Source organism: Spiroplasma sp. DGKH1, assembly GCF_040940205.1.
Taxonomy (GTDB): Bacteria; Bacillota_I; Bacilli_A; order Mycoplasmatales; family Mycoplasmataceae; genus Spiroplasma.
In genome coordinates this window covers 39,413-59,843 of the sequence record NZ_JASTWG010000002.1, presented here as the reverse complement: position 1 = coordinate 59,843, position 20,431 = coordinate 39,413, and the positions used below count along the sequence as shown (strand labels likewise).

Here is a 20,431-nt window from a genome sequence, read left to right as displayed (position 1 = left end):
GGCGTATTAATAATAAGATTTCTTATTATTAATTTAATGTAATATATGTGATATTTATTTTTTAATTTTTACCGAATAATTTAATTTTAAAACAACAGCGTTATTAAAATTAAGGTATTTTAGTGTATTTAATAAAATTAAATAATTAAGTATTAACTATTAATGAATTGGAGGTGCAATAATGATCGATACCTTAAAAGTTGGGGATAGTCTTGTTGTTCACGCCTATAAGCATAACGGATCAATTTATCGCTCATGAGAAGAAGCAATTGTGTTAGCGATTGAAGCGGATTATATTGTATTAGTTAATGAAGATGTGACAGTAACGGAAGTTAACGGGCGGAAATGACGAACAAATGAACCAGCAATTTGAATATTTAATAAAAAAAATTGAAGCAATATTATTTGTATGTTTAAAGATAGTGGTTTAAATTATTATTGTAATATTGCCTCACCATTTATTTTGGATGATAAAACCATTAAGTATGTTGATTATGACTTAGATATTAAAGTTTTTACTGATGGTAGTTATAAAATTTTAGATTTAAAAGAATTTAACCGTAATCGGATTGCTTGAAAATACCCCCGGGAAATTGTTAACATTGTTTGAGCAGAAATTGATAACTTAAAAAAGCAAATTAAAAACCGCGAATTTGTTTTTGCTCATGAAGAAGCACGAAGATTATGACATAAATATGTTGATTTCAAAGCTAAACAACGCTAATCTTAGCGTTGTTTATTATTTTTAATAAAAAAAGTCATTAAAAATTATTTCCGATATATAATAAAAATATATGATTTTTTAATGAAAGAGGTAGTAATTATGGCAAAATATAAGTTTCCAGATCAATTTTTATGAGGGAGTGCTTTCTCAGGACCCCAAACCGAAGGCGCTAGTTTAGAAGATGGTAAAGCACCATCAAATTGAGATCATTGGTTTCAAATTGAAAAATATCGGTTTTTTAACCAAACTCCATGTTTAAATGATTTTTATCATCGTTACCCAGAGGATATTAAAATTGCCCGGGATTTAAACTTTAATTCTCTTCGCACATCAATTCAGTGAACAAGATTAATTCCTGATGGCAAAAATATCAATCCTAAAGGTGTTGAATTCTATAATAATGTTATTAATGAAATGCTAAAAAATAAAATTAAACCAATTATCAATTTATTTCATTTTGATATGCCCTTTTGAGCCCAAGAAAAAGGTGGTTGGGTTTCCCGGGAAGTTGTCGATGCTTTTGTGTTTTATGCAAAAACATGTTTTGAATTATTTGGTGATCGGGTAGAAATGTTTACTACTTTTAACGAGCCAATTGTTGTTATTGAAGGTGGCTATTGATATGACTGGCATTATCCAAATGAAATTAATATGCAAAAAGGGATGCAGGCCCAATGAAATACAGTTATTGCCCATTTAAAAGCAGTTCGCGAATATCGTAAATTAAAATTGTCAGGACAAATTGGCTGTATTTTAAACATTTTGCCATCAATTCCGCGTAGTCAACATCCCGCTGATTTAGCCGCTGCTAAATGGCATGATTTGTTTGCAACCAAATGTTTTTTAGACCCAATGGTTAACCAAAGTTATCCCCAGGAATTAAAAGATTTAGCCCACCAACACCATTTTATGTGAGAAATTCTTCCTGAAGATGAAGCACTAATTAAAGATCCGGACTTAAAAATTGATTTTTTAGGAATGAATTATTACCAACCAGCCCGGGTTAAATGTGTTGATTTTGTTCCTAATTTTGAAAAAGGAGCCATTACTCCCCATTATTTTTATGAAGATTATGCGATGCCAGGGCGCCGAATGAACCCTTATCGGGGATGAGAAATTTTTCCGAAGGCAATTTACTTAGCACTAATGAATTTAAAGGATAATTATGGCAATATTCCAGTTTATATTTCCGAAAATGGGATGGGTGTGGAAAATGAAGAACGTTTTATTAAAAATGGTGTTATTCAAGATGACTATCGGATTGAGTTTGTCAAAGAACACTTAGCATGATTAAGTAGAGCAATCCAAGAAGGTTCTAATTGCTTTGGTTATCATTCGTGAGCCTATATAGATAACTGGTCATGGATGAATGCTTATAAAAATCGCTATGGGTTTGTACAATTAGATCTCAATAATAATAGTAACCGAATCTTAAAAAAATCAGCTGATTTTATTAAACAAGTAGCTTCAACTAATGAAGTTGAATTTGACCACGAACTAATTTAAGTAGTTTTAGCATTATGAAAATTACTGATGAAAAACAATTAGCTGAGTTAAAACAAGAATATGCCGAAAAACACGCGGCAATTAATAAGCCATTATATAATTCCCGTTATAGTGAATCTTCTCGAATTATTAAAATGATTAGAGTTATTAAACTTGCCAAACCTGTTAATGAAGTTTTTAAAACTTTATTATCAATGCTTGCCAAAGATATGAATGCTAATTTAACTTATGAAGATCTCGAGCATGATGCTTTTTACCGTGCTGGTTCAAAAAATAAAAAGCATTCAATGCATTTAGCATATTTTAAAGAAAATGAAGAAGTTACTTTAGAATGGTTTACTTATGAAGCATGAATTAGTAAAAACTTTAAGTTTCATCAAAAACCAAATAGTAATAAGACAAAAATCACTTATTTAGAATTAGTGAAGGGTAACAAGGCAAAAACAAGTCCTTATGAGCAAGTTCTCCGAAATAATTATATTAAAGCAGAAATTATTCGCTTTGATATGCAAATGTATGAGTTAAAAAAGAATCTGGGATTATTAACACCTAAAGAATCTAAATTTTATGATTTAAAAATGAGTAAGTATAAAGAACGGTTATCAAAAATTCGAATTTTCACAAAATAAAAGGATTTATTTAAAAATCCTTTTTTATTAGGAAAGAGGTAGGCCAATGAAGAATGACACAATCACAATGATGATAACAGCAGTAAAGCAGATTGCTCCGGCAATAATTAGAATTAAAAACTTATGGTATAAATAGCGATGAAAACTAGCCTCCATAACTTTAATTGTCATTCAAATTAGAAAAAAGATTACAGCGGGGATAAAAGCAAAGTAAATATAAATCGATGGTGTCATATCATTCTCCTTAATCACTAAGTATTATAACACAGGAAAATTATATTATAATAAAAGAAATTTTCTCCATTTTACGATATAATAGAATTTTTTTCAAAAACCTATTCCATTTTCGCCGCTTATATTATAAAATTTATACAGAAGTAAGTTAAAACTTCTACGGGGAGAAAGGATGAATATTATGAAAAATATTTTATTGGTGTGTTCCGCTGGAATGAGTACTTCTATTTTAGTTAAAAAAATGGAAGATGCGGCTGCTTTAAAAGGCATTGATGTCCATGTTGAAGCAAAAGCGATGGCAGAAGCCCAATCAGTATTAAATGACTGAGATGTCATTTTACTTGGCCCACAAGTAAAGTTTATGGAAGGAAACATTAAATCAATGACTACAAAGCCAGTATCAGTGATTCCTTCTAATATATATGCCTTAGGGAAAGGACCTGAAGCATTAGACTTAGCATTAAAAATGTTAGGATAACTCCCTATTTAATAATAGAAGAGGAGGATCTCTATTTATGGGTGAAAATAATAATGATACACAAAAATTTAGACCCGATAAGAAAATAAACTTTCAGGTTCAAAATTTTAAAAATTGATGAAATAGTAAAGCCCTACCAACTATTTCAAAAATTGGGAATCAACGTCATTTTTCAGCAATCCGGGATTCATTTGGAACAATGATCCCCTTGATTATTGCTGGATCAATTGGGATTTTAATTAATGCCATTATCTTTGGGGGGGCAGGGTCAAATAAGATTTCTTTATTAGCCTTATTTGCCAAAGCAGATAATCCTAATTGGGATTGAAATGCTAGTACATTTGAATGACCGACTAAAGCTTGAGCGGATGCTTCTCAAATTGGTGGATTAGCATTTGGATACATTAATATTGCCACAATTGGTGCAATGTCATTGTACTTTTCATTTTTACTAGGGTACTTTATTGCCTTATCAAGAAACTTTAAACAACCAGTAATGGCTGGATTAGCTTCATTTGCTGCTTTTATTGTAGCTTGTATGGGGCAAGTTGCTTTCTTTATGAGTGCCCAGGGATTGATTACGGCATTAATTGTGGGATTATTTACATCTGAACTATTTATATGATTTGGAAATATGAAAAGGTTAGAGGTAAAACTACCTTCGGGGGTTCCCCCTGCGGTTGGAAAGTCCTTTGCGGTCTTTTTACCAATGACCTTTACTTTAGCAAGCGTGGCGTTAGTTAACATCTGTTTCTTAGCACCAGCAATTGCGACAACAGGATGAAGTGTTGACACTTGGCAAAATCTTGTGATTAGTAGTTATAAAGGTGGTTCAATTTGACAACCAAGCTTTGATAACTTTACAATTAGTGGCAATGACTTTTTAGATTGGGTTACTAAAGGGCCATATAAAGATGCTCATATTGATCCTAATTCATTATTTGTCAACGGGGCGACTGCAGACATTATTAATGGTTATGGAAATGCTAGCGATGTTGCAGGTATTAATAATTATTTTGATGGCGTTCGCAACGGAATGACAAAAGATGGTTATAACTTGTTTGGTCAATATTTAGTTTCACGATTTGGTGGTGAAATTAAAGGAATTACTAGCTGACAAGATAGTGTTATTGATATTAAAGCTTCAATGGGAACTAATGGTATTGTTGTAATTTTAGCGGAACGTTGAAACCAAATTCAAGTTCCAACAAATGCCTTTGGGTTTGGAGCAGCGATTTATAAATTCTTTACTTCATGATTCATTGGTTTTGCAACTGGTGATGGGGGATTAGGATTAGCAATCTTATATGCCTTCATGATTTCATTCTTCTGGTTCTTTGGAGTTCACGGGTCAAATATTATGGCCGCTATCTTTGAACCAATTTGATGGATGATTTTAGGAATTAACACTGCGTTAGTATCAGCAGGAATGCCAAAAACTGTAAATGAAAATTCGGGACTAGGTATTTTTGCGAAACCGTTCTTCGATGTTTTCATGAATATTGGAGGAAGTGGAGCAACTTTAGGATTATTAATTATGACGGTTTTCTTATCTCGCCGACGAGAATTAAAAGAAGTTGCGAAATATGCTTTACCAGCCGGATGTTTTAATGTTAATGAACCAGCAATCTTTGGTTATCCATTAGTATTAAACCCAACCTTTATTACACCATTTATTATTGCACCAATTGTCGGGTTATTAATTGGATGGGTAGCAACCGGACCAATGCATATTATCAATGTTGTTTATGTTGCTGTTCCGTGAACCACACCATGGTTTATCGCTGCGATTTTAGCAACAACTTCACCAATTGCAATTTTGGTAGCGATTATCTCCTTTGCGGTGACAACGGCTATTTGGTTACCATTCATTTTACTAGATAATAAATTATACTACCGTAAATTGAAAAAAACTGATCCAACTGCTTATGAAGAAGAAATGAAATATTTACACGATAAAGAATATCGTAATAAAGTAAAAGCAGAAGCTAAAGCCGAAAAAGATGCTGCCAAAGCAGAGTTAAAAGCTTTACGAGAAAAAGAAAAAGCCGAAAAAAATAAAAAATAAAACAAAGAGATTCCTCTTTGTTTTATTACTTTTATTTAAAGTGCCAAGATTGCTACTAATAGTAAGATTAGGAAAATTGGGAGGCAAGTACCAAAAGCAATAATTACACTTAAGCGATGTCAGGGCGCATATCTTTGCAAGACCCGGGTGCGAAATCTCGTTATTGTTCAAACAATAAACGGAATGAAAAAAAAGACAATTGCGACAATTATTAATGCTTGTTGAACTCCTGACATCCTAATCCCACCTTTTTATTTATTATAACTTATTTAAAGAATAGTAAGGAGAAAAAAAAGATGAAATTACCAAAAAATTTTATTTTTGCTGCTTCCACTTGTGCCTTTCAAATTGAAGGGGGGCGTAATTTAGGTGGACGAACTTCCTCAATTTGAGATGAGTTTACTGAGCGTAATTATTATATTCCACCGGTTGGTAAACCCGGACGGGAAATTAATTCAATTAAAGAAGCTGCCGATTTTTATACGAAATATAAAACCGATGCGCGAATTATGAAACGTTTAGGTTTGCAAGGGTTTGTTTATAATATGGATTGGACAAGAATTTTTCCTAAAAGTAGTACCGAAGTTAATCCAGAAGGACTTAAGTTTTATGATGATGTTTTTAAAACTTTAACCGAAAATAATGTTCAGCCCATCCCAATCTTATATCATTGAGACACTCCATTATGAGCAGAAATTCAAGGGGGATTTGAAAATCGTGCGGTCTTAGAATGATTTCGTAAATATGTCCAAACAGTTTTTAAATACTTAGGTAAATATAGTAACATTTGATTTGTTAATGATGAAAATTCAACTTTTACCTTATTAGGTTATCTGGATGATTATTTACCACCTGCGAAAAAAAATAAGACTAGCTTTGTAAAAGCACTCCATCATTTACATCTAACCGGCGCGATTGCGAAAGAAGAATTTGAATTAGCAAAAAAAGCCGGCTATGTTTCTGATGATGCAATGTTAGGAATTGACCATGACTGGTCACCGCCAATTCCTTATCAGAAAGATGATGACGGGGCAGTTAAAAAATATGATAAATGATTTAAGAATCTTTTCTTGGATCCTAACTTAAAAGGGACATATCCCCCTGAATTCTTGACATGAATAAATGAAAATAACATTGATTATGAAATTTTACCAGCTGATTTAGAATTTTTAAAAAAACATCCGTTAGATTTAATTGGGTGAAATTACTACCGACCTTGTTATATTACCAAAGGTAATTACCAAGAACAACCTGGTGAAATGCAGAATGAAAGTGCAACTTTTTTTGTTAAAGACTTTAAACAAGTTTTTCCGAAAAAAAATGTTCGTTATACAAAATGAAACTGAATCATTGACCCCTCAATGTTAGTAAGTGGGGCGAAAGTTTTAGCTGAGGAATACCGCAAACCATTGATGATTATTGAAAATGGAATGGGAGCTTTTGATGATAAAACGCACGAATTAATTATTGATGAAGAACGGATTGAATATTTAGCCTTACATATTAATGAAGTTAAAAAAGCAGTTGCTCAGGGAATTAATTTTATTGGTTACTCATTATGAACTTATTGTGATATTTATTCACCAAGTGGTGGTTATCGCAAAGATTATGGTTTAGTAGCGGTTGATTTTAATAGTAAAATTAAAACGCGGAAACCAAAATTATCTTATGTGTGATATCAACGCGTAATTGCCAGTGGTGGGGAAAATTTAGTTTATGATGATTTGGACAATCTTAAAAAATTATTAACCACAGAATTATCAACATGAGATATTTGGTATCAATAGGAGGATAAAGATGAAAGTTGTATTTATTGGAGCGGGGAGAATTACTAGATGATTTTTAGATGATATTAAAAATACTAAATATCATGATGATATTGTTCCCTATGGAATTTATAATTTAACAATTGAACAAGCAAAAGAGTATCAGGAAAAATATCAAATGGCAAAAGTCTATCATAGTTTGGAAGAACTAATTGCTGATCATGCAAATTATGATTTAGCTTACATTGGGACTAGTGATGGTACTCACTATGAAATTGCAAAGCCATTACTAGCCCATAAAATTAATGTTTATTGTGAAAAACCATTAGCATTAACTTATCATCAGGCCACAGAATTATATGAACTTGCCCACCAAAATAATGTTTTATTATTTGATGGAATTAAAACTGGTTTTTCAAAAGCTTACCAAGCAATGAAAAAAGACCTTGCCAATGGGATAATTGGGGAAGTTCAATATGTCCAGGCCAGTCATGCTAAAGTTTCGACATCTGGTAAGATTGCAAATCCGCAACCTACTGATAAGAATTTTGTTGGTTTTCACTTAGCGGGTGGGATGTATGCTTTATTTATTAGTCTTGATATTTTGGGACCCGCTAAAGTAGTAAATTATTTAAATAACTACTATAATAGTGTACATCCAGCCATTGCCACCTCAGTTTTAAATTTGCGCCATGAAAATAATGGGATTTCAACAGTACTGGGAAGTGATACCTTAACGAATGATTTGTCCGCAATGTTACTAGGAACTAAAGGTTATATTAAATTAGGAGGAAACTTAGCAAAATATAATGCGGATTATCATAAGGATTCTTGTCACATGGCGTATACTTACGAAGTCTATGATAACCAAAGCCATTTAATTAAAACAGTAGACTTACCGATACAAACTGCGGGAGAAGGGTTATGTTTAGAAATCGAACACGTTTATGAATTACTACAAGCTAACAAAACAACTTCGCCAATTATGACACCAGCAATCTCATTGGCAATTATTAAAATTTTAGAATTAACAAATAATGTTAATGACACCAAAGTTATTAAACTAACATAAAGGGGACAGTATGGAAAATATCTTAGCGATTGATTTAGGGGGAACAAGTGCTAAATGTGCAGTTTTTTCCCAACAAAAAGAAATTATTTTAGAATTTTTAATTCCAACTAATTTAAATAATATTTTGCTCAATATTAAACATGGAATTGATAAACAGTTTACTAAGCATCAGATTGAATGATCTTCAATTAAAGCAATTGGTTTTGCCATCCCCGGATTTTTAGATGATAAAGCGGGGGTAATTACCTTAGCAGGAAATTTAGGATGAAAAAATTTTAATATTCGTTCGGAAGCGAGGGCAATCTTTAATAAAGAAATTTATATTATTAATGATGCCAATGCAGCAGCGTTAGGAGAATATTGGTGTGGTGACTATGGTGCTAGTGCCACCCTTGCTTTGTATACGTTAGGAACCGGCATTGGGGGCGGGTTAATCCTGAATGGTAATCTTTGAACCGGAACAACTGGTTATGCGGGAGAATTTGGTCACGGGGGTCATTTTCAAGATAAGTATCCATGTACTTGTGGACTCCAACATTGTATTGAACCAGTGTCCTCTGCAACGGGATTAACTAAATTATTAAATGAACAAGCTAACCAAAACCCAGAGAGTAGTTTAGGTAAATTAAAAACAAAGTTAGGTCATCATTTAAAATTACTAGACATCAAAGAATTATTTGAGCAAAAAGATCTGCTGACAACAACGACCATTACCGAAGGATTAATCCCGCTAGCTAGTCATATTGCTATTATGTTATATATTCTTAATCCCCAGGCGATTATTTTAGCGGGCGGGGTTACTAACTTAGGGGGAAATTTAGCAGAAATTATTAATGATCTAGTAAAAGAACGGATTGGGGATTTTATCCTCCCAACCTTTAAAATTGAAATTTCCAAATTACAAGCTAAGGCAGGAATGTACGGAACTGCTTATTATGCTTTTAAAAATAGTGGATTACTATAAAATATAGTTATAGATAAAGGAGAACAATAAAATGAAACAAATAAATTTTGAAGAAATCTCATTTGGAATTATTACTTTTGCCGGAATGGCCAAATCAAATGGAATTATGGCTATTAAGTCAGCGAAAGAAGCGAAAATTAGTGAAGCACGTGGTTTAATTACCGAAGCTGAGCAAAATCTTGTGGAAGCTGAAAAAACCCATATGGATGTTATCCAACAAGAAGCACAAGGGGTTAAACACCAAATCCCAGTTTTATTTATGCATGCCGAAGATCAAATGATGACTAGTCAAATGGTTGTTGAATTAGCCAAAGAATTTATTGACTTATACGAAAAATTATTAGCAAAAAAAGTTATTGATTAAATAAGAGGGGATTACAACAATGAATGTCCGAATTGGAACCAGTATTTTTATTCATTTGGTAGCAGATGATTTTGATCTTGAAAAATACCTAACAACTTGTGCCGCGCATCAGATTAGTTTTATTTTTACAACTTTAATTGGTTTTCAAAAAAATAACCAAAAGTTATTAACTAAAATGAAAGCGTTTACCAAAAAAGCGCGGGAATTAAATATTGCGGTCTATGGTGATTTAGACCAGCATCTATTTGATGAGTTTAATATTGACAAAAATAACCGCGATGAAATGATGGCCTTTTTTGTTCAAGAATTAGGCCTAAGTGGAGTACGGTTTGATGATGGAGTAACTGGTCCCGGGATTGCAAAATTATCTAATAATAATCAAAATATTAAAGTAATTTTAAATGGTACTGATCCGAGTCGAGAACTCGAATATATTATTTCTGCAAATGCCAACAAGGAAAATTTAATTAGTTGTTGAAATTTTTATCCACAACGTTATACAGCCAGTTCAATTGCTTTTTTTGCAGAACGGTTGGCATATGTTCATCAATGTGGAATTAAAATGCAAGCTTTTGTTGCCCTCCAACGAACAGATACTGTTGGACCATGAGCCTATAATGATAAGTTACCTAGTTTAGAATTTCACCGTGATTTACCATTAGATTTTCAGATTCGTCATTTAATGGCAATGGGGGTTGAAGACATTGCAATATCAACCCAGTTTATTAATGAAGCAGAATTTGCCATTATTAAGGATATTAATTTAAATAAGATTAGTTTGGCAATTGCTGTTGAGTCGGAATTATCACCAGTTGAACAAGCAATTTTATTTGACCAAGAGGTTCATTTTGTCCGCCAAGATCTTGCGGAATATATCGTTCGTAGTACTTGGTCCCGAATAAAATACCACGAACAAGATATTCCAGCGCGCGGGGCAGTAAAAGAATTCCAGCCGGGGGATGTTGTTATTCTTAATAATAAAGCAAAAAATTATGCCGGAGAATTACATATTATTTTAAAACCAATGCCCAATGATGGGATTCGTAATTTGGTTGGTCATTTAGATGAAAATGAACAAGAGATTGTTAAATATTTACAACCAAACACGGAGTTTGTGTTTATTCAGAAAAGATAGGAGCCCTATCTTTTTTAGTTTGAAATAAATTTAATTATTCCATAATAATATTTAAAACTCCTTTATAATAATATTAATAATATTATTTTAAATAATATTACACTAACCAATTACAAGAAGGGAGAATTAATAACATGAGTTTTACTGTAATTAAACATCCATTAATTTTAGATAAGTTGACAAGAATGCGAAAAAAAGATAGTAATTCCAAAGTTTTTAAAGAAAATCTTGATGAAATTGCCCAGTTAATGGCGTATGAAATTTTTCGTGATTTAGAGTTAAATGAATTTGAAATTGAAACGCCAGTTGCTAAAACTCAAGGCTATAAAATTGCCCGGGATATTGTGTTATTTCCAATTCTACGCGCCGGATTAGGAATGGTTGATGGCATTATTAAATTAGTACCCAATGCCAAAATTGGTCATATTGGAATGTATCGTGATGAAAAAACAATGCAACCACACGAATATTTTGCCAAAAAACCAAGTAGTATTGAAAATGCTAATGTCCTAATTTTAGACCCGATGTTAGCAACGGGGGGCAGTGCTTGTTTAGCAATTGAAAAGGTAAAAGAATGGGGAGCACAGGGAATCAAATTAGTTTGTTTAGTCGCAGCACCGGAAGGGCGTGACTTTGTGGCCAAAGAACATCCCGATGTTGCAATTTATGTTGCGGCATTAGATGAAAAATTAAACGAAAAAGGATATATTGTTCCGGGACTTGGTGATGCAGGAGATCGGATTTTTGGAACCAAATAAAAAAAATAAATTAATTTGAAAAAATAAGTTTAAAGGTGTAGAATATAAAATGTCAATGATAAGTGTCATCGCACTTTTTGGGATATTGATTATTGTAACAATTTTATATTTGACACTAAAGTGAAGTTGAACTTTATACTCAGGATTAATGCTAGGGTATTTGTTTTCTCTTATAGGTTTCTTAATCATTTTATTTTCCGGGTGATTGTTAAGTATAAGTTTAAATAAGTATTTTTTTGTCTTAATGTATCTTGTTCGCTTGATGATTTATGCTATTCCAATAATTATCTATGCTTATTGAGATGAATATTTTAATATATTTACCATTATTATTGGTCTTAGCATTTTCTCATTTTCTGCATTGTTTTTAAATATCAAACTCCCAAAAAGAAAAAAGAGAGGAAGTGATGGATAAGTGTTAAAGAACAACTTGAGTCTTCTAACAATCAATATTATTCCAGATCCTGATAAAAGTGGGATGGATGCCTGAAGTGCTACCATCTTGCTTCCGCAGTTACTAACGCTAGTAATTACAACTTTTATTATTATGATGTTATGTATTGGTTATTATAAACGACTTAAAAAACTAGGGCCAATGGATGATCCCAGCGGGTTAGTACTCTTTGCTGAAATGGCAATTAAGTGAGTTGAACGGCAAGTAATTGATTTAATGGGTCCAAAATATAAATTCTTAACAGTATATGTAATTTATTTATTATTATATATTGGGATTGGGAACTTATTAAGTGTTGTTGGTTTTGAATCAACAGTAACTGCTTATACAGTCCCTTTATCGATGGGATTGGTAACATTCTTTGGAATTTACTATTTTGGGATTAAATATCAAAAACTAGCTTATTTCAAAAAATTCTTAATTAACCCCTTAGAATTATTAACACAGTTTGTTCCTTTAATTTCGATTTCATTCCGTTTATTCGGGAATATCTTAGGGGGAACTGTTATTGTTACATTATTGACAACCCTATTGGCCTTCATATGAGGACATATTCCTTATATTGGACCAGTGGATTTATTAGCAGGAATTATCCTACCATGGTTAAGTATCTACTTTGACCTATTTGATGGATTAATTCAAGCATATATTTTTGCGATATTAACCATTGCCTATTGAGCGATGGAAATGCAGCATGGCGGTGGCGAAAAACACAAGGAAAAAAGTATCAAGGTAAAAAAAGTTAAAAATGAACAAAAAGTTCATTTAAATGTTTAAAAAAGAGTTAAAATATTAACTATATAGATTTATATTGTTAAAAAAGAAAGTAGGAGATTGAAATTATGTTAGATCTATTATCGAATTTTGTAGGAGTTTGATTAATGTCAATTGATGGGTCATTCTCAAAAGGGATGAGTCTAGTTGGTGCTGGTTTAGCAGCGATTGGATGTTGTGGTTCAGGAGTTGGACAAGGTTATACTGGAGGGAAAGCGGTTGAAGCGATTGGACGTAACCCCGAAGTTGAAGGGAAAGTTCGTACTCAATATATTATTGCTGCGGCGATTACTGAATCAGGATCAATTTACGCATTAGTTATTGCGATTATTTTGGCATTTGTTACTGCCAGCTAATAATTTGAATAACAGACTAAATTACGGAAAATTTGAGAACATGACAAGAATTTATATATCAGAAAGGTGGGGGACACAATAATGATGTGGTTAATGTCAAGACCAATTGAACCAGCGGAAATTATTAATCAGTTATTCCCTAACTTATGAGTCTTCATCGCGCACGTAATTGCGACAATTGTGTTATTAACATTGTTAACAAAATGAGTTTATAACCCATTTCGAAAAGCAATGCGTGCTCGTCGAAACAAAATAAGAGAAATTCTACAAGATGCTGCTGATAAACAAGCAAAAGCTAACTATGATCAAAAGGAAGCAACTAGCTTGTTAACAACAGCGAAAGTTGAAGCAAATACAATTGTGGCAACTGCACGTAGTGAAGCGGAAAATAGAAAGCATCAGATTATCGACGCGGCAAAAAAAGAAGCGGTTCATTTAAACGAACAAATGAAAAAAGAAATTGAAAAAGAAAAAGAACAATACAAAGATGATATTCGAAAATCAATTATTGAAGTTGCGTTTGATGCAGCAGGTCAACTATTAAGTAAAGAGATCAGTAAAGATGAGCACAAAAAAATTGTTGAAAACTTTATTGATAATTTAGAATAATATGATAGTTAGTCAAAAATTTATTGAAAACTATGCTGTTGCTTTATTAGAACTTGCTGTTGAAAAGAAAAAAATTGATGAATACTTAAAAACAGCAAACGTCATTATTGATTTGTTCAAAGAATATCCCAATTATATTAAAATGCTTTCTAATACTTATGAATCAAAAGAAGAACGGAAAGTATTATTGAGCAAGGTTTTTAAAGGTAAAATTGAAGCAGATATTTTGCATGCCTTATATTTATTAATCGACAGAGAATCTTTTTATGCTGTTAGATTAATTTTTAAGCATTTACGAAAACTTATTAATGAACGTAATGATGTACAGTATGGAAATGTTTATTCAGTAGAACCATTAACGCAAGAGCAAATTAAAAGAATTCAAGATAAATTAATTAAAAAATTTGGTTATAACATTGAATTGGTTAATAAGATTGATCCCAATTTAATTGGTGGTGTAAAAGTTAAAATTAAACATGAAATTATTGATGGAACATTAGCTGGTCAATTAAAAACAATGAAAGAAAAAGCATTAGGAAATAAATAAGATGTGAGGTGAATAAAGTGGCTTTAAATATAAATGAGATTTCAGAAGTTATTAAAAAGCAAATAAAAGACTATGGTAAAAAAATTGAAATCCACGAAGAAGGAACTGTTGTTACAGTTGGGGATGGAATTTCATTAATTGATGGTTTAGATAATGCAATGATGGGTGAGTTATTAATTTTTCCCCATGACATTTACGGAATGGTTTTAAACTTAGAAGAAGGGGCTGTTGGAGCGGTTTTAATGGGAGATGATTCTTTAATTAAAGAAGGAGACCAAGTTCGTCGTTCGAACCGCATTGTTGAAACCCCCGTTGGTGATCCACTGTTAGGTCGAGTTGTTAACGCGTTAGGACAACCAATTGATGGGAAAGGGCCGTTAAAAACAACAAAAACAAGACCAGTTGAAAGAATTGCGCCCGGAGTTATGACCAGAAAATCAGTTGACCAACCAATGGAAACTGGGATTATGACAATTGACTCGATGATTCCCATTGGGAAAGGGCAACGGGAATTAATTATTGGTGACCGTCAAACCGGGAAAACAGCGATTGCAATTGATACCATTCTTAACCAAAAGGGTAAAAATGTTAAATGTATTTATGTGGCGATTGGACAAAAAGCATCAACAGTTGCCCAAATTGTGGAAAGATTACGTGCAGCGGGAGCAATGGATTATACAACAATTGTTTCAGCGACAGCAAGTGAACTAGCACCATTGCAGTATTTAGCACCATATACGGGAGTTACTATTGGTGAAGAATGAATGGAATCGGGAGAAGATGTTTTAATTATCTATGATGATTTATCAAAACATGCGGTTGCCTATCGGACAATGGCATTGTTATTACACCGTCCACCTGGTCGGGAAGCTTACCCGGGGGATGTTTTCTACCTACATAGTAGATTATTAGAACGTGCTTGTCGGTTAAATAAAGAGTACGGTGGGGGAAGTATTACCGCGCTACCTATTATTGAAACCCAAGCGGGTGATATTTCGGCTTATATTCCAACCAATGTTATTTCAATTACTGATGGACAAATTTTCTTAAATTCTGACCAATTTAATGCCGGGGTTCGACCAGCGGTTGACGCTGGATTATCGGTGTCACGGGTAGGATCATCAGCCCAAATTAAAGCGATGAAACAAGTTTCAGGTTCATTAAAGTTAGAACTAGCGCAATACCGTGAATTGCAAGCTTTTGCCCAATTTGGATCAGACTTAGATGATGCAACAAAATCAGTCTTAGAACATGGGAAACGTGTTGTGGAAATTTTAAAACAAAAACAATATTCACCATTATCACAAATTGACCAAGCAATTGTCTTGTTATCAGTTAATAAAAAACGAACAAAATGAATTCCAATTGAACAAATTAAAGAATTTAAAGATGAAATTATTGAACATTTCCATACATCAGCAAAAGCCTTGCGTGATGAATTAGAAACTAAAAAAGCCTTTGATGATGAGTTAATGCAAAAAATTGACCACGAAATTATTAAAGTTGTCAAAAAAGTTGTTGACAAAATTGCTAATTACAAACCAGAAACTTATGGATTAGCTTCCGAATGAGAAAAGCTAGGAAAGTAATGAGGGCTTAACAATGGCTGTTGGTAGTGATTTAAAAAAACAAATAACTTCAATTAACTCAATCTCAAAAATTACCAAGGCGATGGAATTAGTGGCTACGGCAAAATTAAAAAAAGTTGGGAAACGGATTAGTGATTCCAAACCTTATTTTGCCGAAGTTTATACTGTTTTTAACGATATTATTGGGAAAGCAGATAATTCAATTTATCAAGCGCCAGCTAATCCCAAACCAAACAAAAAAACTTGTTGGTTGATTGTTAATTCTAACTTAGGATTAGCCGGAGGGTATAATATCAATGTTAATAAACTGGTAATGAAAGAAATTAAACATACTGATCACATTATTGCGATTGGTTCGAAAGCAGAATCATTTTATAAAAATAAAAATTTTACTCTTGCTTCTGTTCATAAAGAAGTTGATATTAATTTTTCTTATGATGATGCTCGTGAGTTAGCATCCGAATTATTATCGGGGTTTAATAATGGCCAGTATGATGAAATTAAAATTGCTTATACAAAATTTATTAATAATGTTACTTTTGAACCAACAATTTTGCAGTTGTTACCAATTGCTAAAAATAGTCAGCAAGAAACCGAAAAAAATGATAATGTTATTACTGAATTTGAACCGGATCCAGCCACCATTTTAGCAAGTGCTGTTCCAATGTATTTAAACGCAATTATTTTTTCAGCAATTGTTGAATCGCAAGTGTCGGAACAAGCTTCCCGCCGAACAGCAATGGAAAATGCAACTGATAATGCTAGTGATATGTTGGAAAAACTATCATTAGAATATAACCGTAAACGCCAAGCAGCAATTACCCAAGAAATTTCAGAAATTGTTGCCGGAGCAAGTGCCCAAGAAAGTTAAGGAGTTGAATAGATAGATGGATAAAAATGGAAAAGTAGTACAGGTTTTAGGGCCTGTTGTCGATATTCGCTTTCCCGAAGAATATTTGCCAAAATTATATAATGCCATTAATGTTGATAATAATGGTACAAAATTAGTATTAGAAGTTGTTCAACATATTGGTGATGATATTGTTCGAACAATTGCCTTGGGGCCAACTGAAGGAATGGTCCGTGGGATGGAAGCTGACGATAGTGGAGCGCCAATCTCAGTTCCGGTTGGGGAAGAAGTATTAGGAAGAATGTTTAATGTGCTTGGTGATCCAATTGATGAAAAACCAGCGCCTAAAACAAAAGTTAAACGACCAATCCATCGCCAAGCCCCAAGTTATGAAGAACAACAAACAACAGCCGAAATTTTAGAAACTGGAATTAAAGTTGTTGATTTATTAGTACCCTTCGCTAAGGGAGGAAAAATTGGTTTATTTGGAGGAGCCGGGGTTGGGAAAACCGTGCTAGTTCAAGAGTTAATTAATAACGTGGCTAAAGCCCACGGGGGAATTTCAGTTTTTGCCGGAGTTGGTGAACGAACTCGGGAAGGAAATGACCTTTACTACGAAATGATTGAAGCTGGTGTTATTGATAAAACCGCTTTAGTGTTCGGTCAGATGAATGAAACTCCCGGTGCTCGTATGCGTGTGGCGTTAACGGGATTGACAATTGCTGAATATTTCCGCGATGATAAAAACCAAGATGTTTTATTATTTATTGATAATATCTTTCGTTTTACCCAAGCAGGATCAGAGGTATCAGCGCTATTAGGAAGGATGCCGTCAGCTGTTGGATACCAACCAACTTTAGCAACTGAAATGGGAGCTTTACAAGAACGAATTACTTCGACTAAAAAAGGAAGTATTACTTCCGTGCAAGCTGTTTATGTGCCCGCGGATGACTTAACGGACCCCGCTCCCGCGACAACTTTTACCCACTTGGATGCGAAAGTTGTTTTAGACCGGGAAATTGCGGCGTTAGGGATTTACCCCGCAGTGGATCCGTTAGGAAGTTCTTCACGGCTATTAGATCCCCAAGTTGTTGGTGATGAACATTATGACACCGCGCGAGGAGTTCAAGAAACTCTCCAAAAATTTAAAGAATTACAATCAATTATTGCAATTTTAGGAATGGATGAATTATCTGATGAAGATAAATTAGCTGTTTCGCGAGCACGTAAAATTCGTAACTTTTTATCACAACCATTCTTTGTGGCTGAAAAATTTTCAGGAAAAGAAGGAAAGTATGTTCCGGTTAGTGAAACAATTCGTGCTTTTAAAGAAATTTTAAGTGGAAAACACGATAACTTACCAGAACAAGCATTTTTATATGTTGGAACAATTGACGAAGCTGTCAAAGCAGCTGACCAAATGAAAAACTAGTTGTTATGATTAATAAAACAAACTTAAAAATTATTACTCCCAAGGGAGTCATGGTTGAACAACCCGTGGACATTGTAACAGTGAAAACAATTACTGGTTATATGGGGGTTCTGCATGGTCACATTCCCTTAGTATCAACAATTGTTCCTTCGGAAATGTATTATCGTGTTGATAATAAACAATATAAATTAAGTATTAACGGTGGAATTTTACAAGTTGATCAAGAATTTGTTAAAATCTTAGCTGATGAAGTTAACTTTCTTGATAAACAAGGTTCATAAAAAAGATCTTATGAAAATAAGATTTTTTTATTTAACCCATATTTTTCAAGTCTTTTTAGAGCAACAAAAAGTTGTCTTTTATTTTAATTGAGTTATAATTAAGAAACTAAACTATAAAAAAACAAAAGGATAGAGAAAAAAGCAGTGACTATTAATTAAGGAGGTCATCTTAATATGAAAAAACTTTTATCAATTTTAGGAGCAGTAGGATTAACAGTATCAGGAGCATCAAGTGTGATTGCTTGTAATACGCATAAAAGTGATACACCTAATCCCGAACCTTCAAAAGACAAACGTATTATTACAAAACTAAGTTCATGAACAAATTTAAGACCATTATTATTTGATTCAAAAGATTATCAAAGTTTAACTGTTGATAATTTAGTGAACACCATTGCTAACCAATTACCATTAGATGAAACTAACAAAGTAGTTGTGAAAGATGGCACATTTACCAATATTAACATTACCGATGGAAAAGTAACCAATGGTACTGTCACAGTATCAGTTTTACGAAATGATAAACCAATTGTAGATTCTACTTCGGGAAAAAGTGAATTTAAAGTTTACTTCCAAACTAACCAAATAAAAAATGCGAGAGAATTAGCAACTGAAATTAATCAAAAAGCACCAAACTCATTAACAAAATTATCGGAAATTAAAATTAATTTTAACGGAACCCAATTACCGTTAGGAATGATTCTTAACTTAATTCCGACTTTTGTTAAGTTATCGGATTTGCCAACGAAAATTCCAACTTCGTTTGATGCTGCCGATCCTGACCAAAAGAAATGAAATGATTTTGTTACTAAATTAGAAAGTTTACCAGGTGGAATTTTAGATTTATCATTTGATACTGAGATCCCATTGAGTGGTGCGATTAAGCTTAAAGTCGCCGGAAATGTTCGTGAAATTATCAACGCAATTGCTCCTGATCTAATTCATTTCCATAACTTTTTAGTTGCCCAAAAAGCAAACGAACATGATAACTTAGCATTATTATTAGTTCAATATTTATTTGAAGCCCCAACTGATATTAACGGGGATGGTTTTAGCGCAATTAATAAAGACAAAACTGATCTTAAAACTAATTTAGATAACTTGTTGTGTGATATTTTACAACCTTGGCAAAATTCAGCTGGTGAAGTTTATAGTGTGGCAGAACCCTTAAAATTATCAATTTTAAGTTTACCAGTTAAATGAGACAGTGCTGATGACTCAGGGTTTATTCCAAAAGGAATTAATTTAAAAAAATTTGGAGTTGATAATATCTTAAGAGAATTAGTTACTAATTTGATGAATCGTAATGTTACTGAACCAATTAAAATTACCATTAATAATATTCCAATCATCGGAAAAATTAGTTTTGATCTAAATCTTAATAGTATAATTGGTGATAATATTATGCCAACAATGTTAAAAAATAGTGGTTATGATAGTGCAATAGTTGATAGTAATAATTTCCAAATGTTAGCTGGAACTCTTAATTTTGAAATTCAAAAAGATGGTAGTGACACATGAACTACTACAACATCAATTGATGATATTTTAAGTAGTGATGTTAAAAATATTAGAATGAAAGTGACGGGAATGCAATTTAAAGTAATTGCCAAAGATGATGCCAATGCTAATTTTACCACCGATGCTAATCTAGATACTGAATTTGATATTGACCTATCATCAGCAAACTTAGTATAAAACCATAAAAATTCTTAATTTACCATTAAGAATTTTTTTATATTTATTAAATTTAAGATATAATAAGGAAGTAAAACTTAGAAAAAATATGGAATTAATTTTAAACAACATAGTAAACCTATGATTTTCTGTTAACAACTATA

23 protein-coding genes are annotated in these 20,431 nt (G+C 32.7%); 21 read left to right on the top strand and 2 right to left on the bottom strand.

Annotation, left to right across the window (positions count from 1 at the left end):
• The first annotated feature begins 181 nt into the window (after positions 1–181).
• From QPK10_RS01835 to QPK10_RS01825, 3 genes are all read left to right on the top strand, one after another.
• A complete protein-coding gene (locus QPK10_RS01835) occupies positions 182–724 on the top strand; it encodes a DUF402 domain-containing protein (RefSeq protein ID WP_368486336.1) in 543 nt (180 codons plus the stop codon).
• A 99-nt stretch (positions 725–823) separates the two neighbouring features.
• Positions 824–2,230 carry a glycoside hydrolase family 1 protein gene (locus tag QPK10_RS01830; RefSeq protein ID WP_368486335.1) on the top strand — a complete coding sequence of 469 codons (1,407 nt, stop codon included), beginning with the start codon at positions 824–826 and terminating at the stop codon, positions 2,228–2,230.
• A 14-nt stretch (positions 2,231–2,244) separates the two neighbouring features.
• On the top strand, positions 2,245–2,859 hold the full coding sequence (locus QPK10_RS01825) for a hypothetical protein (protein ID WP_368486334.1): 615 nt from the start codon (positions 2,245–2,247) through the stop codon (positions 2,857–2,859).
• A gap of 27 nt (positions 2,860–2,886) precedes the next feature.
• On the opposite strand, the gene QPK10_RS01820 is transcribed toward QPK10_RS01825, so the two are convergent.
• Complete coding sequence (locus tag QPK10_RS01820) at positions 2,887–3,093, bottom strand: hypothetical protein (RefSeq protein ID WP_368486333.1); 207 nt, start codon at positions 3,091–3,093, stop codon at positions 2,887–2,889.
• A gap of 181 nt (positions 3,094–3,274) precedes the next feature.
• Between QPK10_RS01820 and QPK10_RS01815 the strand changes: the two genes are divergently transcribed.
• Positions 3,275–3,571, top strand: a complete 297-nt coding sequence (locus QPK10_RS01815) for a PTS sugar transporter subunit IIB (protein WP_047791969.1) — start codon at positions 3,275–3,277, stop codon at positions 3,569–3,571.
• A 37-nt stretch (positions 3,572–3,608) separates the two neighbouring features.
• Positions 3,609–5,639, top strand: a complete 2,031-nt coding sequence (locus QPK10_RS01810) for a PTS sugar transporter subunit IIC (RefSeq protein ID WP_368486332.1) — start codon at positions 3,609–3,611, stop codon at positions 5,637–5,639.
• Positions 5,640–5,674: 35 nt separating this feature from the next.
• Here QPK10_RS01810 and QPK10_RS01805 read toward each other — a convergent pair whose 3' ends face one another.
• A complete protein-coding gene (locus QPK10_RS01805; protein WP_368486331.1) occupies positions 5,675–5,875 on the bottom strand; it encodes a hypothetical protein in 201 nt (66 codons plus the stop codon).
• 60 nt (positions 5,876–5,935) lie between these two features.
• On the opposite strand from QPK10_RS01805, the gene QPK10_RS01800 reads away from it, so the two are divergent.
• The 16 genes from QPK10_RS01800 (at position 5,936) to QPK10_RS01725 (ending at position 20,288) form a co-directional block, all read left to right on the top strand.
• Entirely contained in the window at positions 5,936–7,426 is a 1,491-nt protein-coding gene (locus tag QPK10_RS01800; protein WP_368486330.1) for a glycoside hydrolase family 1 protein, read from the top strand.
• Between the two features lie 10 nt (positions 7,427–7,436).
• Positions 7,437–8,477, top strand: coding sequence for a Gfo/Idh/MocA family protein (locus tag QPK10_RS01795; protein WP_368486329.1), 1,041 nt, complete (start codon positions 7,437–7,439; stop codon positions 8,475–8,477).
• Positions 8,478–8,487: 10 nt separating this feature from the next.
• The gene (locus QPK10_RS01790; protein ID WP_368486328.1) at positions 8,488–9,441 is read left to right on the top strand and encodes an ROK family protein; all 954 of its coding nucleotides are present in this window, start codon (positions 8,488–8,490) and stop codon (positions 9,439–9,441) included.
• A gap of 31 nt (positions 9,442–9,472) precedes the next feature.
• The gene (locus QPK10_RS01785; RefSeq protein ID WP_368486326.1) at positions 9,473–9,805 is read left to right on the top strand and encodes a PTS lactose/cellobiose transporter subunit IIA; all 333 of its coding nucleotides are present in this window, start codon (positions 9,473–9,475) and stop codon (positions 9,803–9,805) included.
• A 19-nt stretch (positions 9,806–9,824) separates the two neighbouring features.
• Positions 9,825–10,940, top strand: coding sequence for a MupG family TIM beta-alpha barrel fold protein (locus QPK10_RS01780; RefSeq protein ID WP_368486325.1), 1,116 nt, complete (start codon positions 9,825–9,827; stop codon positions 10,938–10,940).
• Positions 10,941–11,074: 134 nt separating this feature from the next.
• Positions 11,075–11,698, top strand: a complete 624-nt coding sequence (upp, locus tag QPK10_RS01775; RefSeq protein ID WP_368486324.1) for a uracil phosphoribosyltransferase — start codon at positions 11,075–11,077, stop codon at positions 11,696–11,698.
• Positions 11,685–12,113, top strand: coding sequence for an MG406 family protein (locus QPK10_RS01770; RefSeq protein WP_047790990.1), 429 nt, complete (start codon positions 11,685–11,687; stop codon positions 12,111–12,113). The genes upp and QPK10_RS01770 overlap by 14 nt, the downstream gene beginning before the upstream one ends.
• Positions 12,114–12,929: a F0F1 ATP synthase subunit A gene (locus tag QPK10_RS01765; protein WP_236682156.1), complete on the top strand. Its 816-nt coding sequence runs from the start codon at positions 12,114–12,116 to the stop codon at positions 12,927–12,929. It abuts the gene before it with no gap.
• 65 nt (positions 12,930–12,994) lie between these two features.
• Positions 12,995–13,282, top strand: coding sequence for an ATP synthase F0 subunit C (gene atpE, locus QPK10_RS01760; protein WP_038677531.1), 288 nt, complete (start codon positions 12,995–12,997; stop codon positions 13,280–13,282).
• A gap of 81 nt (positions 13,283–13,363) precedes the next feature.
• Positions 13,364–13,891 (top strand): F0F1 ATP synthase subunit B, encoded by a 528-nt coding sequence (gene atpF / locus QPK10_RS01755; RefSeq protein ID WP_368486323.1) that lies wholly within the window; start codon positions 13,364–13,366, stop codon positions 13,889–13,891.
• A gap of 1 nt (position 13,892) precedes the next feature.
• Complete coding sequence (locus QPK10_RS01750; RefSeq protein WP_368486322.1) at positions 13,893–14,438, top strand: F0F1 ATP synthase subunit delta; 546 nt, start codon at positions 13,893–13,895, stop codon at positions 14,436–14,438.
• Between the two features lie 17 nt (positions 14,439–14,455).
• Positions 14,456–16,027, top strand: coding sequence for a F0F1 ATP synthase subunit alpha (gene atpA / locus QPK10_RS01745; protein WP_368486321.1), 1,572 nt, complete (start codon positions 14,456–14,458; stop codon positions 16,025–16,027).
• Between the two features lie 13 nt (positions 16,028–16,040).
• Positions 16,041–16,898, top strand: coding sequence for an ATP synthase F1 subunit gamma (atpG, locus tag QPK10_RS01740; protein ID WP_368486320.1), 858 nt, complete (start codon positions 16,041–16,043; stop codon positions 16,896–16,898).
• A 16-nt stretch (positions 16,899–16,914) separates the two neighbouring features.
• The gene (gene atpD / locus QPK10_RS01735) at positions 16,915–18,309 is read left to right on the top strand and encodes a F0F1 ATP synthase subunit beta (protein WP_368486319.1); all 1,395 of its coding nucleotides are present in this window, start codon (positions 16,915–16,917) and stop codon (positions 18,307–18,309) included.
• 5 nt (positions 18,310–18,314) lie between these two features.
• Positions 18,315–18,590, top strand: coding sequence for an ATP synthase F1 subunit epsilon (gene atpC, locus QPK10_RS01730; protein ID WP_368486318.1), 276 nt, complete (start codon positions 18,315–18,317; stop codon positions 18,588–18,590).
• A gap of 174 nt (positions 18,591–18,764) precedes the next feature.
• Positions 18,765–20,288, top strand: a complete 1,524-nt coding sequence (locus QPK10_RS01725) for a lipoprotein (protein ID WP_368486317.1) — start codon at positions 18,765–18,767, stop codon at positions 20,286–20,288.
• Positions 20,289–20,431 lie beyond the last annotated feature (143 nt).